Genomic DNA, 17,637 nt, shown 5'->3' on the forward strand with positions numbered 1-17,637 from the left:
ACTCCCCCACCCTTCAACCGCGCAGGGACCCTTCTGCAAGCGCGCGGCCAAGGTCCTCACGCGAAGGTGTTCCCTCTGGGAACGCCCTGGGAACGCGGCGCAAGGGCGGGGTGCGTGTCCGCCAGCCGGTAAATCCTCCCGCCCCGGGGGCGGGGGGCGGCGGTAAAGAAAGTCGCCGCGCGGGTTGCCCTCCCGAGCACCAGGCGGGCGAGGGCAGGGGACGCGCTGTGTCCAATGGGTGACAGGAATGCCGCCACGCCCCCGTCACGGGAACGTGAGGGATTGGGCATCCCGCCGCGCGGAACATTCCTCCCATGCGGTGTGACCTGGCGTGGCAGAGATTTGACGCGTTTGAGTCATGTCGTTGTCTGGCATTGAGGCATCTTGCCCGTCGTCGAATCCGGGCACGCCGGGTCCGATGACTCTTCCGCCACCTCCATGTCCTCCCGACCGCGCAAGGCGGAAGGGCCGGGGTCTGCCCGGCAGCAGGGGCACGGGTGGCGATGAGGCTGTCCAACCTGCATCAGGCACCAACCAGGAGTTGTCCATGAAGACGACGATGAAGTGGGTGATGTCCGCCGCGGTGTTCGCGATGTCGGCCGTGGGCTGCGGTGGCGCGTCGGAGGCCACGGTGGAAGACATGGCGACGGCGAAGCAGGACCTGGGCCCGAACCGGGAGTTCTACGGCTCGGATACCTTGAAGGACGCGATGATCGCCGCGAGCCTCGCCTCCAGCGCCAACCTGAACGTCCAGGGCAAGGGCTCCGGCGTGGGCGAGGGCTGTGTGCGCACCGGTTCCGCCGGTTACTGCACCGCCGGCCAGCAGGCGCTCTCTCCGATGTCGCGTGACTTCAAGGCGCCCTGCCGCACGGGCGAGCGCAGCAACATCATCGCGCTGGACGCGGTGAACGCGTTCGTGAACACCAGCAACGCGCTGACCGACATCTCCCTGGCCGACCTGCGCAAGCTGTTCTTCGCCACGGACAGCGCGGGCGTGGCCATCCCCGGCTCCTGCACCAGCACCCTCACGAAGTACCGCCGCGACGACCTGTCCGGCACCACGGACACCTTCAAGTCCCTGGTGGGCGGCGGCACCTTCTGCTCCGACGTCACCGTCATCGCCGACGGCGCCCTGCCGGCGGCCTGCGCGGGGGAGACGAGCGCCACGAAGTGCATCGGCAAGCTGACCGCGACCGACGCAAACGCCATCGGCTACTCCGGTGACTCCGCCGCCCGCACGGGCAACCGGGCGCTGAGCGTGAATGGCATCGCCCCCAGCGTCACCAACGTCCGCAAGTTCCTGACGGACAAGGCCAACGCCTACCCGCTCTCCCGCGGGCTGTTCCTGAACGAGAGCACCACCAACACGCGCTCCACCAACGAGCGGATCCTCTACGCGTGGGCCTACAGCGCCGCGAACAAGCAGGCCTTCGAGAACATCCTGGTCAACCAGGGCTTCATCGCCTGCGACACCACGGGCGCCCTGAAGTGCGGCGGCGTGAACAACGACGGCAAGGGCGCCGGCCTCTGCCAGTAGTCCCGCGCTGAACCCAGGCAGCACGTCGCACCGGGCCGGGAGGGAAGACCCCTCCTGGCCCCCTTGCGCCGTGGGGCTGCCGCTGTCCCCCCACTGTCACCCGAAAGAACCCGGACCCATGCGCTCCATCGTCACGCTGCTCGTCGCATCCACCACCTTCATCAGCGCGCCCGCGCTCGCCGACTCCACCTCCCAGAATGCTCTCAAGGGAAGCCCGCCCTGGGCCTGCCGCCAACCGGCTGGCACCGTGGGCACCGTGCGGGAGATCCCGCTCGCCCCGGGCTCGGAGCCCGTGGGCATCACCGTCGGGCCGGACCTCAAGGTCTGGTTCACCCAGACCGGCAGCAACACGATTGGCCGCGCCACCCGGGACGGGCAGGTGACCCAGTTCGCCCTGCCCACGCCGTATGCCTCTCCCCAGAACATCACCCCGGCCCTGGACGGCAACCTCTGGTTCACCGAATTGAGCGTGGACCAGGTGGGGCGCATCACCCCGGCCGGCGTCGTGACGGAGTTCCCGCTCCCGGAGCGGGGTTCGTCCCCGTTTGGCATCACCGCGGGCCTGGACGGCAACGTGTGGTTCACGGAGGTGACGGGCAACCGCATTGGCCGCATCACCCCGGCGGGCGTGGTGACCGAATTCGCCATTCCCACGCTGGCGTCCCAGCCCCGGGGCATCGCCCTGGGCGTGGACGGCAACATCTGGTTCACCGAGCTGGCCGGCAACAAGATTGGCGTCATCTCCCCCGCCGACGGCACGCTGCGGGAGTTCAGCATTCCCACGCCGGACAGCGGCCCCAGCGCCATCACCCCGGGCCTGGACGGCGCCATGTGGTTCACCGAGCAGTTCGGCAACAAGGTGGGCCGCATCACCCCGGCCGGCGTCGTGACCGAGTACGCCATCCCCACCCCTGACAGCTCACCCGCCGCGCTCTCGGTCGGCGCCGACGGCAACGTCTGGTTCGTCGAACAGTTCGGCAACAAGCTGGGCCGCATCACCCGCACCGGCGCCATCACCGAGTTCCCCCTCCAGACCCCCGACAGCTTCCCTTCCGGCATCTCCTTTGGACCCGCTGGATTCTTCTGTCTGGATGGCAATGTCTGGTTTGCCGAGCGCTTCGGTGACCGGCTTGGAAAGCTTCAGGTCGTCACGACGCCGTGACGTCAGGTGTTGCAAGGACTTGTCAAAGCAAGACAGTGTCTGCGCGGTAGGGTGCCCTTCATGGTTGGCGCCCTACCGCGGGGGTTCTTCAAAGGCGGGGCCCGGCTGACGCCATTCGACGAACGGGGTCCCGAACACATGTGGATGACACGGAAGGGGTTTGTGCCCGGCCTGGCCCGGGGTGTCTTGTTATGGGCTGGGGTGCTCGCGGCGGGCTGTTCCGAGTCACCGCCCCCGCCGCTTCCGGTGCCGCCACCGCCCGTGGCCACGGCCTGTCCGCCCGCGCGTTCGGGCGAGCGCATCCCGATGCACGCCGGTGCGCCCGCGGCGACCTTCACGGAGACCTTCGACGGGCTGAAGGCCCGCGTGGATGCCCAGTGCGCCCAGTGTCATGCGGCGCCCAACGCCGTGGGGGGCTTCCAGTACGGCGCCGGCCTGGAAGGGCTGAAGCACGACGGCGCGAGGATGGCCCTGAAGGCCTCCCAGGGAGAGATGCCTCCGCTGGCCACGCCCGAACAGACGAAGAAGGCGGTGGAGCTGGCGTGCGCGATCGACGCCTGGCTGGCGCAGGGGTCTCCGACGGGGAGCTTCAGCGGCAGTTGTGACGACGCGGTCACGGGTGGTGTCTCCGTGGAGCCCGGGGTGGCGGCGGCGATGACCGACCTGGGCCACTGCGTCCCGGACGTCACGAAGCCGGAGCTGTTCGGGAGCGACCCGGACAAGGACGCGGCCTTCGCGGCGCTCACGAAGCTGCCGCCCAGGCTGTCCGACACGGACACGGACATCATGACGTTCGACGTGGAGAAGCTGGCGGCGCGCGGCACCTTCGCCTTCGCGCCCACCTATCCGCTCTTCTCCGACCACGCGAAGAAGCTGCGCCTGGTGCACGTGCCGGCCGGTCAGTCCATCCGGTACGACGCGCAAACGAAGGCGTTCCACATCCCTCCCAACACGCGCTTCTACAAGACGTTCTTCAAGTCGGTGGCCGGCAAGGATGGCTACCTGCGCTACCGGAAGATTGAAACGCGCCTCATCGTCGTGCGCGAGCCCTGGAACCAGTCGCTCTTCGGCACCTACCTGTGGAACGCGGAGGGCACGGTCGCGGAGCTGCATGACCTGCGCTACCGGAACGGGGAGCCGTTCTCCGACCGCGTCCTCGTCTACACGGAGCACGAGGGCACCGGGAAGACGCGCAACTACGCCATCCCCGGCGCGCACCGGTGCGTCAATTGTCACACGGGCTCCGAGGGCCAGAACTTCGTGCTCGGCTTCACACCGCTGCAGCTCAACCGCCGCGCTCCGGGCGAGGCGGGCGTGGATGCGAACGCGAACATCCAGGAGGACGAACTCAGCCAACTGGAGCGGCTGGTCCGCGCGGGCGTCATCACCGGCTTGCCGGCTTCCGGCACGCGGCAGGAGTTGAGGGACCTGCTCCCGAAGCTGGAGGGGTACGCGCAGCAGGCCGGCCCGGAGGGCCAGCCCGTCCCCGGAAAGGAAGCCCTGGAGCTGCAGGGCTACTTCGTTGGCAACTGCGCGCAGTGCCACAACCCCAACGGGTTCGCCGTGCAGAGCAACCCCGCCATCGCTTCGCTGGATTTCTCCGCGGGAGGCATCCTCTTCGGCTGGAACCCCTGTGGCGTGAAGGAGAGCAACGGCCAGCGCAGCTATGCCGTCTGTGATGATGGAGCCCAGCCCGACTTCTTCCTGAAGGACCTGTTGCTGCGCACCCCGGGCAGCACGCTCTATCAGCGCGTCGCTCGGGACACGGATGCCCGCATCATCCACATGCCCGCCAACGTGCCCGGCAACGACTGCCGCGCCGCGCTGCTGATGGCGCGCTACCTGGGCGCGCTGGAGTGGAAGGGCGAGGAGGCGCTGTCCGCGCAGGACAAGGCGGCGAAGAAGCAGGAGCGCCTGCGCCAGGCAGAGCAGGCCGTGGCCGCCTCGTGTTCGAACCCCACCGATGTGCGGTGGATCACCGAGGACTTCACGGACAAGGTGCCCTACGAGCCGCGCAACTCGCGCTGGAAGGACGCCATCGGGAAGCCTCCCTATGAGCACCTGACCCGCTATCCCATCACCGCCCAGCACGAACAGCTCGCCCGTCAGTCCTTCCCCACGAACTGGTGGGTGGGCAAGCCGGGCTGCTCGTTCCCAAACCAGCCCGCTCCGGAAACCATCGAACCGTGGATGCTGGATACGCTGGGCAGGCCCCGCTACAGCTGGGGCCGGCTCTACAGCTCCACGCCGGGCGCCACCGCCTTCCAGGGCATCTGCGCCAACTGCCACGGGCGCGCGGGCGACGGCCAGAGTGGCGCGGCCAAGACGCTGGTGGCCCTCAACGGCGCACGGGTGGCCAACCTCACCGCGGGCCTCTTCGGCGCGACGAACGGCACGCCCAACCTCGTGCCCTTCGAACAGGAGTACGGCGCGCACGGTGGCGCCCGCTACCTGCTGTGGATGGCGAGCGGCGGCACCACGGTCCAGTTCACCGAGCAGTTCATGCAGGCCTGGGTGAAGTACGGCGAGGTGGACATCGACTTCTCCGCCGACACCCGGGACTGGGCGTCGTGGGGCGCGAACATGCTCGGCGCGGCGCGCGGTGCCTGCGACCTCATCCGGCTGGGCAAGTTCGGCACGGCCACGCCCCCCAGCGCCAACATCACGGCCATCGGCGGAACGCGGATGTGGACGGAGGTCTGCGCCCTGGACAATCCGCTGACAGAAGGCATCCGCGAGGGCACGGACTCGGCGGCGCTCCAGGAGTGGCTGCGGCACGCGGAGTTCAACGTGGGCGTGATGGCCTACTTCTTCCTCCGGGATGAGCTGTCGAAGAACCCGCCGGGATGGATCTACCCGCTGCGCAACGAGTGCGAGAAGCGCGTCGCTCCCTGAAACCCATTCATGACCCTGCAACACCCATTCCCGAAAGGGGAAGTCGCGTGAAGAGACACAGCTTGAGGGCACTCCTGTGGTGTGTGGGATTGAGTGTGGTCCCGCTGCTGGCCGGATGTGGTTCCACCGAGTGCCGGGATGCGTTCGATTGCCGGGACCAGGGCACGGCCCCCACGGGCCAGGTGTGGGCGTGCCAGGAGGAGAAGTGCGTCGCCGTCACTCCGACGCCGACCGCGGAGGTGGACGCGGGCACGGGCACCGATGCCGGGACGGACGCGGGCACCGATGCCGGGACGGACGCGGGTGTGGACGCGGGCACCGATGCCGGAACGGACGCGGGCACCGATGCAGGGATGGACGCGGGCCCCATCGCGTATGTCCGCTTCGTCAACGCGCTCTACGAGGGCAACTTCGACGATGCCAACACCCCATGGGACGCGGCCCGTTACCGGATGGATGTCCAGGCGGGGACGCCCGCGCAATCCCTGTTCACGGGGGTGGAGTCCGGCGAGCCGGGGGTGAAGGACTTCGTCCCCGTCACGCCGGGCGCGGACCTCCAGTTCTCCCTGCGCAAGGCAGGGGCGTCCGCCACGGAGCCCGCGCTGGCGACGACCGGGAAGGTCTCACTGGCCGAAGGCGAACGGCTGACGCTGCTGGCGGTGGGCGGGATGGCGAGCGTGGGGACCAGCGAGGTCAACGCGCCGAAGCTCCTGGCGCTGAAGGACGACGCGTTCGGCGCCGTGCCGCCCGACGAGGTCCGCGTGCGCCACGTGACCGCGGACCAGGTGATCGCTGACTTCTTCCCCCGGCTCCTCAAGACGGACTCGGGCGAGGAGCTGCCGGAGGTCACGCCCTTCACCGCGGATCCGGAGGTGAAGGGGCGCGCCATCCCGGCGACGACGGGCCGGCTGCTGGTGCGAGGCAGCATCGACGCCCCGGAGCCCTCGCAGAGCGCGGAGGTGGGCTACACCCTGCCGTCCGGTGCGCTGGTGAAGGGTCAGGGCTACTACGTCCTGTCCTCGGGGGATGACCGCCGTGCCATGAACGACGCGGGCGCTTCCTCACTGCTGCTGATTCCCGCGGGGAAGGGCGGCGCCGTGCGCCTCAAGCGGGATCCGCTGCTCTATTTCTTCCATGCGCTCATCGACGGTGGGGCGCTGAAGGTGAGCAGCCAGGGCGCGCCCATCGCGACGGGCCTGGGCTACGGGAATGATCCGGCGGTCGGTGATGTGGCAGCGGGCACGGCGGGACATGCGCTGACGTTCTCCCTGGCGTCGGGCACGACCGTGCTGGACGCCTTCCAGACGGGCCCCCTGGAGGCGGGCCGCCGCTACCTGGTGGTCGTGAGCGGCAGGTCGGGACAGACGGGCGCCGAGGGGCCCCGGGCCTTCATCGTCCCGGACACCTTCGCGCCGGACGCGCAGGACGCGCGCGTGCGGTTCATCAATGCCTGTTCATCTTCTCCCGCGCAGGGCGTGGGGCTGGGCTTCTTCGATGTCGCCGGTGACAACTCCAGTCGCGGCCCCACGTACACGAGCGTCATCCCGGACGTGACGTATGGCGCGGTGGGCGGCTCCGTCGAAGGGGAGGGCTTCCCCGCGCCGATGGGGACGGACGCGACGGGCTCCTACGCCTGGTACGCCATCCGAGGGCAGGAGGGTGGTGCGTCCACGGAGCGCTCCGTGAAGGGGACCCGCATCACCCGGCCCCACCTCTTCGTGCTGATGGGGGACTGGACGACGGGCCCGAAGTTCCGCGCGCTCAACCTGCGCAACAACAGTTGGACCGCCCTGACGCCCCGGGGCGACGAAGCCTTCAAGCCGTAGTCGCATCGCTGGAAACACCAACGCCCGCTCGGGAAACCCATCCCGGGCGGGCGTCGTCGTGTGCCGTCTCGCGGTGCGGAGGACTACAGGACCTTCACGGGCACTTCCTTGAGCACCTGGTCGCCGCGCATGATGACGACGGTCCACGCGCCGGGCTTCGCCAGCTTCACGCCGGTCCACTGACGCGCGCGCCAGCCCTCGCCCTTCACCTTCACGTCCTTCGTCTCGCGCACGGTGGCGCCCTGCTTTACCTGCACCAGCAGGTCCTCGACGGAGTCGCCCTGGGGCACCAGGTAGCTCTGCCACAGCATCACGGAGGTGCCCGCCTTGACGCCCTCGGGGCCCACCTCGGCGGTGCACTCGTACTTGTTGGGGCCGTCCTTGGCCACCTCGGTACACAGCTTGGCTTCCACCAGCACCGGACCCTGGCCCTGGCCCTTGTAGAAGAAGTTCCAGGTGTCACGCACCGCGTCCGCGCTGGGGGCCTTCACGGTCTGCGCCGGCGGAGCCGCCGCCTCCTGCGCTCCCGCGACCGTCGCCACACCGAGTACCGCGCACAGCACGCTTCCGTTGAACACGCTCTTCATGATTCGGGATCCCCTCGTTTGGACGTTCAAGGAGGCCGTCCCACGTCCGGCCTCCAGGAGTGTGTGTCTAGCACGGAACACCCCGCCCCCGTCCTGCCCTACCCGAAGAGGAAGAAGCCCAGCGTCACCAGTGGCAGGTAGACGAGGAAGGCGACCAGGAGGAAGCCCAGGATGTCTTTGAACTCCAACCGCGCCACGGCCAGCAGCGGCAGCGCCCAGAAGGGCTGGATGAGGTCGGTGGCCATGTCGCCCCAGGCGTACGCCAGCACCACCTTCTCCGGCGCCACGCCCAGCCGGCCCGCGGCCTCCAGCAGGTACGGCGCTTCAATGGCCCACTTGGAGCCGCCGGAGGGCACGAAGTAGTTCACCACCCCGCTGTACAGATACACGATGGCGGGGAACGTCTCCCGCGTGGACAGCGACACGAAGAGCTCACCGATGCGGTCCGTCAGCCCCGTGGCCTTGAAGATGCCGTAGATGCCCGCGTACAGCGGGAACTGCAACACGATGCCGTGCAGCACGCTCGCGGCCTCCTCGCTCGCCTTGAGCAGCCGCGCGGGCGTGCCGTGCAGCAGCACCGCCAGCACCAGGAACGTGAAGTTCACCACGTTGAGGTTGAGCGCGCGCCAGCCGCCGTTCAGCCACAGGTGCCGCGCGAACCACGCAAGGCCCAGCACGCCGAAGATGACATTGAGCAGCCACGCGTGATCCAACCACTCGGCGGGGCTGAGCTTCCCGGAGGGCTTCGGCGGCGGGGTGAAGTCCCCCAGCTTCTCCAGCACCGCAGGCTCCACGCGCACGGTGCGCTCCGGGGACGGGTGCAGCGCCCACGCGAGCGCCGTGAGCAGCGCCACCGCGCAGAGCGTCAGGCCCACGTTGAAGGGGGAGAACAGCGTCCGGTCGATGGGGATGATCCCCAACTGCTTCTCCAGGAAGTGCCCCGGCGTCGCGACCAGCAGCGGGGCGGAGGCGGACAGGCCCGCGTGCCATGTGGCGCCCAGGCCGAAGTACGCGCACGCCACCAGCAGCCGGTAGTCCACGTCCGGCCTGCGGCGCGCGATGAAGCGCACCAGCATGGCGCTGGCCACCAGGGACAGGCCCCAGTTGAAGTACGCGAGCGCCATGGACACCGCCGCCATCAGCGCGGTGGCGCCGCGCGGGCTCCTGGGCAGGCTGGCGACCTTCTCCAGCAGCGCCTTCACCGGGGCGGTGAGCGCCAGCAGGTAGCCGGTGAACATCACCAGTGCCATCTGCATGGAGAAGGTGAGCAGCTCCCAGAATCCGCCGCCCCACGCATCCAGCACCACCGGCGGTGAAGCCCCCACCCACCCCAGGGCGAGGGCCATGGTGAGCAGGGTGAGGAGCACGGCGATGGCGAAGGCGCTGGGAACGAACCGGGAAGAGAAACGGCCCAGCCCTTCGGCGAGCCTGACGAGGGTTTCCACGGGGCGGACTCCAGGCGGGCAGGCGCTCCACAAACTCCGGAGCGACACCCCGGGTTTTACGGTATGAGCGGTCGCCATGTCCCCTAGCGAGCAGCACACCCCCGTCTTCGATCGCATCGCGACGGGCGTGCCCGGACTGGATCCCATCCTGGGCGGCGGCCTGATGGCATCGGGCGTCTACATCGTCGTGGGAGAGCCCGGGGCAGGGAAGACCATCCTCGCCAACCAGCTCTGTTACGAGCAGGCGCGCCAGGGCACTCGCTGCCTGTATGTGACGCTGCTCGCGGAGTCCCATTCGCGCATGCTGGCGAACCTGCGCAGCATGGCGTTCTTCGACGCCTCGCAGCTTCCCCAGCGCATCTACTACGTCAGCGGCTTCCGGATGCTGGAGGAGCAGGGGCTACCGGGCCTGCTGGAGCTGTTGCGCCGGGAGATGCGCAACCACGGCGCGGGCATCCTGGTGCTGGACGGGCTGGTGCAGGCGCAGGAGGCCGCGGGCAGCAGCCGCGACTTCAAGAAGTTCATCCATGAGCTCCAGGTGTCCGCGGGCCTCACGCGCTTCACCGCGCTGCTGCTCACGAGCAGCGTGGGCCCCACCGTGCATCCCGAATACACGATGGTGGACGGCATCCTGGAGCTGCGCGAGCGCACGGCGGCCATGCGCTCCTGGCGCGAGCTGCAGGTGCGCAAGTTCCGCGGCAGCGCGAGCCTGAGCGGGTCGCACCACTTCCGCATCTCCGAGGCGGGCGTGGAGGTGTTCCCCCGCCTGGAGTCGGTGGTCAGCCGCGCGCAGCCGCCGGACTGGGGCACGCAGCGGGTGCGCTTTGGCGTGCCCACGCTGGACGCGATGATTCCAGAAGGGCTGGCCGCCGCGTCCACCACGCTGGTGATGGGGCCTCCTGGCAGCGGCAAGACGCTCCTGGGCGCCAGCCACCTGGCGGAGGGGCTGCGCCTGGGCGAGCCCGGCCTGATGGTGAGCTTCTACGAAGGCCCGGACCGGCTCTTGCACAAGGCGGCCAACGTGGGGCTGTCGCTGGGCAGCGCGGTGCGGGACGGCCGGCTGACGCTCCAGTGGAACATGCCCGCCGAGTGCAACCTGGACATGGTGGCGCACGCGCTGCTGGAGGACGTGCGCAAGCGCGGCGTGAAGCGGCTGTTCGTGGACGGCCTGAGCGCCATGGTGGAGACGACGCACGAGCCGGCGCGCATCAGCCCCTTCTTCGCCGCGCTCACGCAGGAGCTGCGCCGGCTGGGGGTCACCACGTTCTTCACGTTGGAGACGCCCCGGCTCTTCGGCCCGGACATGGACGTGCCGCTGGGCACGGGCCTGTCCGGCGTGGCGGAGAACCTGCTGTTCATGCGCCACCTGGAGCTCAACGGCCGGCTGCGGCGGCTGCTCTCCATCTTCAAGCTGCGTGACGCGGACTACGACCCGACGTTGCGCGAGTTCCTCATCACGCCCCAGGGCATCGAGGTGCAGCCTCCGTTCCAGCCGTCGCCTGAATTGCTGCTCACCGGCATTGCCCGCTTCCCGGGCAACCACTCCTGACCCCCAGAGACTCCGTGGCTCCCGCGACCGAGACCGTGCTGGTGGTGGACGACGAACAGGGCATCCTGGAGGCCCTCGCGGACCTCTTGAGGGAAGAGGGCTACCGCGTGCTGACGGCGTCCCATGGCAAAGAGGCCCTGGAGCGCATGGCGGAGGTGAAGCCGGACCTGGTGCTCACCGACTGGATGATGCCCGTGCTGGATGGGCCCGCGCTCATCGAGCGCATCCAGAAGGACCCGGAGCTGCGGCACATCGCCGTGCTGGGCATGAGCGCCGTGGACACCAACGGCCTCAGGCGTCAGCACCCCGGGATGGAGTTCCTCCAGAAGCCCTTCGACATCCGCGCCCTGATGAAACAGGTGCGCAAGGCCCTGGACGCGCCGCGCGTCCGGGAAGGCTGAGCATTCCAGCCGCGAGCCCGGGAGGCCCGCCATGTTCCACCTGCTCAAGCTGGGCCCGGTGCCCCTCTCCATGGGCACCACCGGGGTGTACCTGCGCATCGGCGCGTCGGGCGACCCGTCCGCCCCCGTCTTCGAACAGGACGACGTCGCGGGCGTGAGGGCCCTCATCGCCGGCCTGGAGGACCCGTCCCAGGCGCTGTGCGAGCCCGCGCTGGCGGAGGCCGCCCTGGAGCTGGGCCTGAGCGTGGCGCCGCCTCCGCAGGCGGCGCTCTCCTCGCGGGCGGCCATCGCCACGTTCCTCGCGTGGGGACAGCGGGGCGTGTCCGGGCTGGGGTCGGACAAGGCGCTGCTCTTCGTCCAGGCCGCCACCGAGTACTGGAACGCGATGCCCTGGACGCACTGGGATGACGGCCAGCCCTTCGTGGTGGACGTCACCGGCGCGCACGCGCACACCTACGAGGGCTGCGTCTTCCACGCGGACGACGGCCTCGCGGGACTGGCCCTCTATGAACGGCCCGGCGCGCTCGCGCGGCTGCTGGAGCTCCAGGTCCACGGTCAGGGGGAGGAGGCGAAGGCGCTGCCCGCCATCGCCGTGTCCCTGGAGCCAAGCCCCGCCTACGCGGTGGAGGCCCTGTCCGCCGCCGGCCGCGTGCCCCGGCTGCCCCTGCCCATCAAGTCCGGCCCGCACGGCGTGAGCGTCCCCTCCAGCCTGGAGTCCCTCATCCTGGTGGCCGCCCTGCGCGCCGTGGCCCGCCTGTCCCCCACCCAGCCGGAGGCCCTGAGCAGCATGGTGGCGGGTGAGGCGCGGATGGACGTCCGGGTGCGGGCCCCGGCCCAGCGCGTGCGCAACTAGGCGGAATCAGGCGCCCCAGCCGTTTCGCCCCCTGCCCGAACAGGGGAGCGGGCTTGTGTGTAGCTGTGAACAACCGCTGCGATGGAAAAGGTTGATTCACAAAGTATCTGGGTCCATAGGTGGAGGCGTGACTGACGCCGGCCTCTCTCCACGGGTCCAGCGCTTCCTCACGACGCACATCGATTCCATCGAGAAGCTGGAGGTCCTCCTCCTGCTTCGCGCCCGGACAGACCGGGCGTGGAAGGCGCCGGAGGTGGCCCTGGAGCTGCGCATCACCGAAGCCTCGGCGGCCCGCCGTCTGGCGGAGCTGAAGACGGGAGGGCTGCTGCTCCAGGATGGGGTTCCGGGCGAGGCCTTCCGCTTCAGCCCCTTCCAGTCAGACGACGTGCAGGCCGCGGCGGAGCTGGCGACCACCTACGCGGCGCGGCGCGTGAGTGTGATTTCGTTCATCTTCTCCCGTCCCATGGACCGGGTGCGGGGGTTCGCGGACGCATTCGTGTTGAAGCCGGACAAGGATGGCAAGGACCATGGCTGAAGCGGTCTACCTCCTGTGCGCGTTGACGAGCGTGGCGTGCGCGGTGTTGCTCCTGCGCGCGTGGCGGCGCACGCGGATGAAGCTGCTGTTCTACAGCGGGCTGTGCTTCTGCATCTTCACCCTCAACAACGTGCTGCTCTTCGTGGACCTGGTGCTCATCCCGGAAGGGGACCTGTCGTTGGCGCGCACCGTCACGTCGCTCCTGGCCAGTGGGGTGCTGCTCTTCGGCCTCATCTGGGACGTGTCCTGACGGACGGACCGGCCATGCTCAAGACCCTGCTCGACGGCGCGGTGATGATGGCGTACCTGGCGTGCGCCCTGTTCTTCCTGCGCTTCCACCGGCAGTCCCGCGACCGGCTCTTCGCCTTCTTCGCCCTGGCCTTCGCGTTGATGGGCCTGCACAACCTGCTGGGCACGGTGGTGGGCCAGGACCTGGACTCCGAAAACCGGCACTACCTGTACGTCGTCCGGCTGGTCGCCTACCTGCTCATCCTGGGCGGCATCTGGGACAAGAACCGCGCGGGGCGAAGCGCGCGGTGAGATGTTGGGGGCCTGGAGGCGTCATCCATGTCCGGCCCATCGTCGTTGCCCCGCTTCACCCCGCGCCGTGAGTTGGGGCGCACGGGCTTCACCGCGACGTCGGTGGGCATTGGTGACGTGGCGGACCGCACGGTGCCGCGCGAGGAGTTGATCGCCACGCTGCGCCGGGCGCTGGACGCGGGGCTCAACGTCATCGACACGGCGCCCGGGTACGAGGACGGCCTGAGCGAGGAGGTCGTGGGCGAGGCCCTGCGCGGCCGGCGCGAGGGCGTCTTCGTCATCGACAAGGTGGACGTGCTGGACGCACCGGTGGCGCCGCAGGTGGAGGAGAGCCTGTCCCGGCTGGGCCTGCCGTCGGTGGACCTGTTCGCGCTGCACGCGGTGAAGTCGCTGGCGCAGTGGGAGCAGGTGGCGCGGCCGGGCGGGGCGCTGGAGCAGTTGGAGGCGTGCGTGGCGAAGGGCCAGGCGCGCTTCCGGGGCATCTCCTGTCACCACCCGGACGCGCTGCTGGCGGCGGTGCGTTCCGGGCGCTGTGACGTGGTGATGTTCCCGCTGGGCCCGTTCGTGGACGCGCGCTACGTGGAGCAGGTGCTGCCCCTGGCGCGCGAGAAGGGCGTGGGCGTGGTGTCCTTCAAGACGTTCGGCGCGGGCAAGCTGTTGGGGGACACGGAGGGCTACGGCCGGCCGCTCCAGGCGCGTCCGCGCGGAAAGGTGGGCTCCGGCGGCGAGGCGCGGGACACGCCGGTGTTGCCCCACCTGTCGGTGGCGGAGTGCGTGCACTACACGCTCACGTTGGATCCGGACGTGATGTTGATGGGGCTGGGCTTTCCCAACGAACAGGACGCCGCGCTGCACGCGGCCGCCGCCTTCCGCCCGCTGGAGGATGCCGCGCTGCGGACGGTGCGGGAGCGGGCCCATGCGGCCATCGAGGGCAAGGGCGCGGTGTGGTGGAACCCGCCTTCACCCGAAGTGCCCACGCGCTGAGCCGCCGCGAGAGGGCAGACGGGCCTGGACGGGTTGGCTGGCGGACACTCGTCCCGACTCCGGATTCCATGGGGCCTTGTGGGGGGGAGGAGACCGTCATTATCGAAGCGCCCCATCGGTAATGAAGCGCTGCCCGTGCGGTGCCTCGGTCCTCCTCCATGCCCGAACCCTCCCTCGAGCCATCCGCCGAGCCCTCCGGAGAGACGCCGCCTGTCATGGAGGCGACGAACGCGGTCCGGCTGGCGGACGCAGGAGGCGTGTCTGACTTCGCGAGGGCACCGGAGCCCCTGGATGCGGCGGCGCAGGTGGGGGTGTGGAACCTGTCCGAGCGTGTGCTGGAGGACAGTCCGCCTTCGCGAGGACCCGGCGAGGGGAATGATTCGCCCGAGGGCCGTAACCAGGACGTGAAGGTGGCCTCCGCGAACAGCCTGACGGACCTGGACGTCGCGAGCGCTCGCGACGTGTCGGAGCTGCGAGCCTCGCGCTCAAGCGGTCCACCCGAGCTGACGGCTTCGGCCGTGAGCACGAGGGACGCGGCGGACGGCGTGAAGGACCCTCCCGTGAGCCGGACCGGGGCCGCGCCGGTGCTGGCGCTTCCACCCGAGGCCGGCGCGCCGTCGCATGCCTTCGGGGAGGAGGGCCGCTTCGCCTTCCTGGCCCGCGCGGGGGAGGTGCTGTCGTCGTCGTTGGATGAGCCCACGGTGCTGCGCCAGCTCGCGGACCTGGTGGTGCCGGGGCTGGCGGACTGGTGCGTGGTGGATCTCATCACGCCCGCGGGCACGGTGGTGCGTCGGGCCGCGGCGCACCGCGACCCTTCGCTCGTGCCTGACGCGTATGCCATCGCGGAGCGCTGGCCCCTGCGGGTGGGCGGCCCCACGGGCGTGCCCCATGTGCTGGGCACCGGCCAGCCCTACCTCCTGCCGGACGTGCCCGAAGCCTACGTCCAGGCCGCCGTGGCGCGAGGAGACGGACGGCTGGCGGAGGCCTGGAGGCTGGGCTGCCGCTCCGTGATGCTGGTGCCGCTGGAGGCGCGGGGCCGGGTGCTGGGATGTCTGTCATTGATGCGCGGTACGTCCGACCGCCGCTATGGCGAGCAGGACCTGGCGCTGGCGCACGAGCTGGCCCGGCGGGCCGCGCTGTCGCTGGACAACGCCGCCCTGTATGGCGAAGCCCGTCAGGCCCAGGCGCGCACCGCGCGACTCCAGGCGGTGACGGCGGCCCTGTCCCGCGCGGCCACCGAGGACGCGGTGGCGCAGGTGCTGGCGCGCGAGGTGTGGGAGGCCAGCGGTGCCACGCGCGTCGCGGTGCTGGCCCTGGAAGAGGACGGCGGCCTGCGGCCCCTGCGCCTGCTGGGGTACTCCGAGGACGCGCTGGCCCGGTTCCTCCGCCCCCAGGACGAGGACGCCTTCCCGAGGATGCTCCAGGACTGTCGGCGCGAGGCGTGGTGGTTCAGCTCGCAGGAGGAGTTCCTCCGCCAGCACCCCCAGGCCGCCGGGTTCGCGCGGAGCCAGGGGCCCGGGGCCCGCGCGGTGGTGCCGCTGTGGGGCGAGACGCGGGTGCAGGGGCTGTTGCTGCTCGCGTGGCCGGAGGCGCGCGCCTTTTCTCCGTCGGAGCGGTCCTTCCTGGAAGCGCTGGCGCACCAGTGCGCGCAGGCGTTGGAGCGGGCCGCGCTCTACGAAGCCCTGCGCGAGCGCACCGAACGCCTGCGCCAGGCGCTCGTCACCGGCGACATGGGCACGTGGCGGGTGGACCTGGGGCGCGCGAAGGAGACGCGGGACGCGGCGCTCAACCACATGCTGGGATTGCCCGCGGTGGATTCCTCCTCGGCCGTGGGCGACTTCCTCTCCCGCCTGCACGCGGAGGACCGGCCGTACGTGGAGGCGGAGTTCCACCGGTACCAGCGTCAGCCCCCCTGCTTCTTCGAGCTGGAGTTCCGCGTGGTGCGCCGCGACGGCGGCGTCCGCTGGTTGCACAGCGTGGGGCAGTCCTTCCCCGGCCCGGACGGGAAGGTCGCGTACCTCACGGGCGCCATGGCGGACATCACGCGGCGCAAGGAGGCCGAGGAGCGGCTGCAATTGCTGCTGGACGCAAGCCGCGTGCTGGCGCTGCGCCTGGACGACGTGGAGCAGACGCTGCCGGAGGTGGCGAAGCTGGTCGCGAACCACGTGGCCACCGGATGTCGGGTGGACCTGGCATCGCCGGACGGCACCCTGCGGCGGGTGACGGCGGCCCACCGGGCGTCCGCGCACGACGCGCGGTGGAAGGACACCCCGTCGGACCGGGAATCGGGGCCCACGCAGCCGGCGCTCCAGTGCTTCGCGTCGGGCGAGGTCTGCTTCCTGTCGCACCTGGACGCCCAGCGGGGTGACGCGCTGTCCGTCCACGTGGACGGTGTGTCGCCCACGTCGGTGCTGGCGGTTCCGCTGCGCGCCCGGGGCCGCGTGCTGGGCGTCATCACGCTGTTCACCGCCGTGCCGCAGCGCGCGCTGGTGGCCGCGGACGTGACGATGGTGGAGGAGCTGGCGCTGCGCATTGGCGTCGCGCTGGAGAACGCGCGGCTCTTCCACGACGCCCAGTCCGCGGTGCGCCTGCGCGATGAGTTCCTCTCCGTGGCGAGCCATGAGCTGAAGACGCCGCTGACCAGCCTCATCCTCCAGCACAACCTGATTGGCCGGGCGCTGGAGGTGGCCGGGGCGTCGGGGCTGGTGACGGGCCGGCTGACCACGGCGCAGCGGCAGGTGCTCCGGTTGACGGCGCTGGTGGACAACCTGCTGGACGTCAGCCGTCTGTCATTGGGCAAGCTGGCGCTGGAGCGCACGGAGGTGGACCTGGCGCAGCTGACGCGCGACGCGGTGGAGCGGCTGGAGGAGGTGTTCGCCCAGTCCCGGTGTCCGGTGCGCGTGGACCTGCCCCGCACGCTGACGGGCCAGTGGGACGCGCTGCGGTTGGATCAGGTGCTGGTGAACCTGCTCACCAACGCGGCCAAGTACGGCGCGGGCCACCCGGTGTCGGTGCGCGCGGGCACCGGAGCGGAAGGCGAAGCCTGGCTGGAGGTGCGCGACGAGGGCATCGGCATCGACGCGGCCGCGCTGCCCCGCCTCTTCGGCCGCTTCGAGCGCGCCGTGTCCGACCGGCACTACGGCGGCATGGGGCTGGGGCTCTACATCAGCCGGCAGATTGTCGAAGCGCTGGGCGGCCGCATCGACGTGGACAGCCAGCCGGGGCAGGGCGCCACCTTCACCCTGCGACTGCCCCGTCACGCCGCGCCCGACACGCAGTCCCGTCCCCCCCAGGATTCGTGAGGGGGGGACGGGGCGCGCGGG

14 protein-coding genes are annotated in these 17,637 nt (G+C 70.3%); 12 read left to right on the top strand and 2 right to left on the bottom strand.

Annotated features, from left to right (window positions below):
• Positions 1-547 precede the first annotated feature (547 nt).
• The 4 genes from D7Y13_RS06850 (at position 548) to D7Y13_RS06870 (ending at position 7,420) form a co-directional block, all read left to right on the top strand.
• Positions 548-1,537, top strand: a complete 990-nt coding sequence (locus D7Y13_RS06850; protein ID WP_120532326.1) for a type 2 periplasmic-binding domain-containing protein — start codon at positions 548-550, stop codon at positions 1,535-1,537.
• Positions 1,538-1,655: 118 nt separating this feature from the next.
• A complete protein-coding gene (locus D7Y13_RS06855) occupies positions 1,656-2,699 on the top strand; it encodes a Vgb family protein (RefSeq protein ID WP_120532325.1) in 1,044 nt (347 codons plus the stop codon).
• Between the two features lie 261 nt (positions 2,700-2,960).
• The gene (locus tag D7Y13_RS06860) at positions 2,961-5,594 is read left to right on the top strand and encodes a hypothetical protein (RefSeq protein WP_233595478.1); all 2,634 of its coding nucleotides are present in this window, start codon (positions 2,961-2,963) and stop codon (positions 5,592-5,594) included.
• Positions 5,595-5,689: 95 nt separating this feature from the next.
• On the top strand, positions 5,690-7,420 hold the full coding sequence (locus D7Y13_RS06870; RefSeq protein ID WP_233595483.1) for a DUF4397 domain-containing protein: 1,731 nt from the start codon (positions 5,690-5,692) through the stop codon (positions 7,418-7,420).
• A gap of 83 nt (positions 7,421-7,503) precedes the next feature.
• On the opposite strand, the gene D7Y13_RS06875 is transcribed toward D7Y13_RS06870, so the two are convergent.
• Both D7Y13_RS06875 and D7Y13_RS06880 read right to left on the bottom strand, forming a co-directional pair.
• Positions 7,504-8,007, bottom strand: a complete 504-nt coding sequence (locus D7Y13_RS06875) for a hypothetical protein (protein ID WP_120532322.1) — start codon at positions 8,005-8,007, stop codon at positions 7,504-7,506.
• Positions 8,008-8,105: 98 nt separating this feature from the next.
• Positions 8,106-9,452: a short-chain fatty acid transporter gene (locus D7Y13_RS06880; RefSeq protein WP_120583248.1), complete on the bottom strand. Its 1,347-nt coding sequence runs from the start codon at positions 9,450-9,452 to the stop codon at positions 8,106-8,108.
• 76 nt (positions 9,453-9,528) lie between these two features.
• Here D7Y13_RS06880 and D7Y13_RS06885 point away from each other — a divergent pair, with 76 nt between their 5' ends.
• The 8 genes from D7Y13_RS06885 (at position 9,529) to D7Y13_RS06920 (ending at position 17,616) form a co-directional block, all read left to right on the top strand.
• The gene (locus tag D7Y13_RS06885; protein ID WP_120532320.1) at positions 9,529-11,001 is read left to right on the top strand and encodes an ATPase domain-containing protein; all 1,473 of its coding nucleotides are present in this window, start codon (positions 9,529-9,531) and stop codon (positions 10,999-11,001) included.
• A gap of 14 nt (positions 11,002-11,015) precedes the next feature.
• Positions 11,016-11,402, top strand: a complete 387-nt coding sequence (locus D7Y13_RS06890; RefSeq protein WP_120532319.1) for a response regulator — start codon at positions 11,016-11,018, stop codon at positions 11,400-11,402.
• 31 nt (positions 11,403-11,433) lie between these two features.
• Positions 11,434-12,255 (top strand): hypothetical protein, encoded by an 822-nt coding sequence (locus tag D7Y13_RS06895; protein ID WP_120583249.1) that lies wholly within the window; start codon positions 11,434-11,436, stop codon positions 12,253-12,255.
• Between the two features lie 127 nt (positions 12,256-12,382).
• Positions 12,383-12,790, top strand: a complete 408-nt coding sequence (locus D7Y13_RS06900; protein ID WP_120532317.1) for a hypothetical protein — start codon at positions 12,383-12,385, stop codon at positions 12,788-12,790.
• Positions 12,783-13,040, top strand: coding sequence for a DUF5985 family protein (locus D7Y13_RS06905; protein WP_120583250.1), 258 nt, complete (start codon positions 12,783-12,785; stop codon positions 13,038-13,040). The genes D7Y13_RS06900 and D7Y13_RS06905 overlap by 8 nt, the downstream gene beginning before the upstream one ends.
• Positions 13,041-13,054: 14 nt before the next feature.
• Positions 13,055-13,330, top strand: a complete 276-nt coding sequence (locus D7Y13_RS06910; protein WP_120532315.1) for a DUF5985 family protein — start codon at positions 13,055-13,057, stop codon at positions 13,328-13,330.
• 27 nt (positions 13,331-13,357) lie between these two features.
• Positions 13,358-14,314, top strand: coding sequence for an aldo/keto reductase (locus D7Y13_RS06915; protein WP_120532314.1), 957 nt, complete (start codon positions 13,358-13,360; stop codon positions 14,312-14,314).
• Positions 14,315-14,472: 158 nt separating this feature from the next.
• Positions 14,473-17,616, top strand: a complete 3,144-nt coding sequence (locus D7Y13_RS06920) for a sensor histidine kinase (protein WP_120583251.1) — start codon at positions 14,473-14,475, stop codon at positions 17,614-17,616.
• Positions 17,617-17,637: the final 21 nt, after the last annotated feature.

The sequence above is a fragment of the Corallococcus praedator genome, from assembly GCF_003612125.1.
GTDB classification, from domain to species: domain Bacteria; phylum Myxococcota; class Myxococcia; order Myxococcales; family Myxococcaceae; genus Corallococcus; species Corallococcus praedator.

What these genes read in the sequence shown, in the direction of transcription:
- D7Y13_RS06850 (WP_120532326.1), top strand. Translation starts at nt 548, where the DNA reads ATGAAGACGACGATGAAGTGGGTGATGTCCGCCGCGGTGTTCGCGATG.
- D7Y13_RS06855 (WP_120532325.1), top strand. Translation starts at nt 1,656, where the DNA reads ATGCGCTCCATCGTCACGCTGCTCGTCGCATCCACCACCTTCATCAGC.
- D7Y13_RS06875 (WP_120532322.1), bottom strand. Translation starts at nt 8,007, where the DNA reads ATGAAGAGCGTGTTCAACGGAAGCGTGCTGTGCGCGGTACTCGGTGTG.
- D7Y13_RS06885 (WP_120532320.1), top strand. Translation starts at nt 9,529, where the DNA reads ATGTCCCCTAGCGAGCAGCACACCCCCGTCTTCGATCGCATCGCGACG.
- D7Y13_RS06895 (WP_120583249.1), top strand. Translation starts at nt 11,434, where the DNA reads ATGTTCCACCTGCTCAAGCTGGGCCCGGTGCCCCTCTCCATGGGCACC.
- D7Y13_RS06905 (WP_120583250.1), top strand. Translation starts at nt 12,783, where the DNA reads ATGGCTGAAGCGGTCTACCTCCTGTGCGCGTTGACGAGCGTGGCGTGC.
- D7Y13_RS06910 (WP_120532315.1), top strand. Translation starts at nt 13,055, where the DNA reads ATGCTCAAGACCCTGCTCGACGGCGCGGTGATGATGGCGTACCTGGCG.
- D7Y13_RS06915 (WP_120532314.1), top strand. Translation starts at nt 13,358, where the DNA reads ATGTCCGGCCCATCGTCGTTGCCCCGCTTCACCCCGCGCCGTGAGTTG.
- D7Y13_RS06920 (WP_120583251.1), top strand. Translation starts at nt 14,473, where the DNA reads ATGCCCGAACCCTCCCTCGAGCCATCCGCCGAGCCCTCCGGAGAGACG.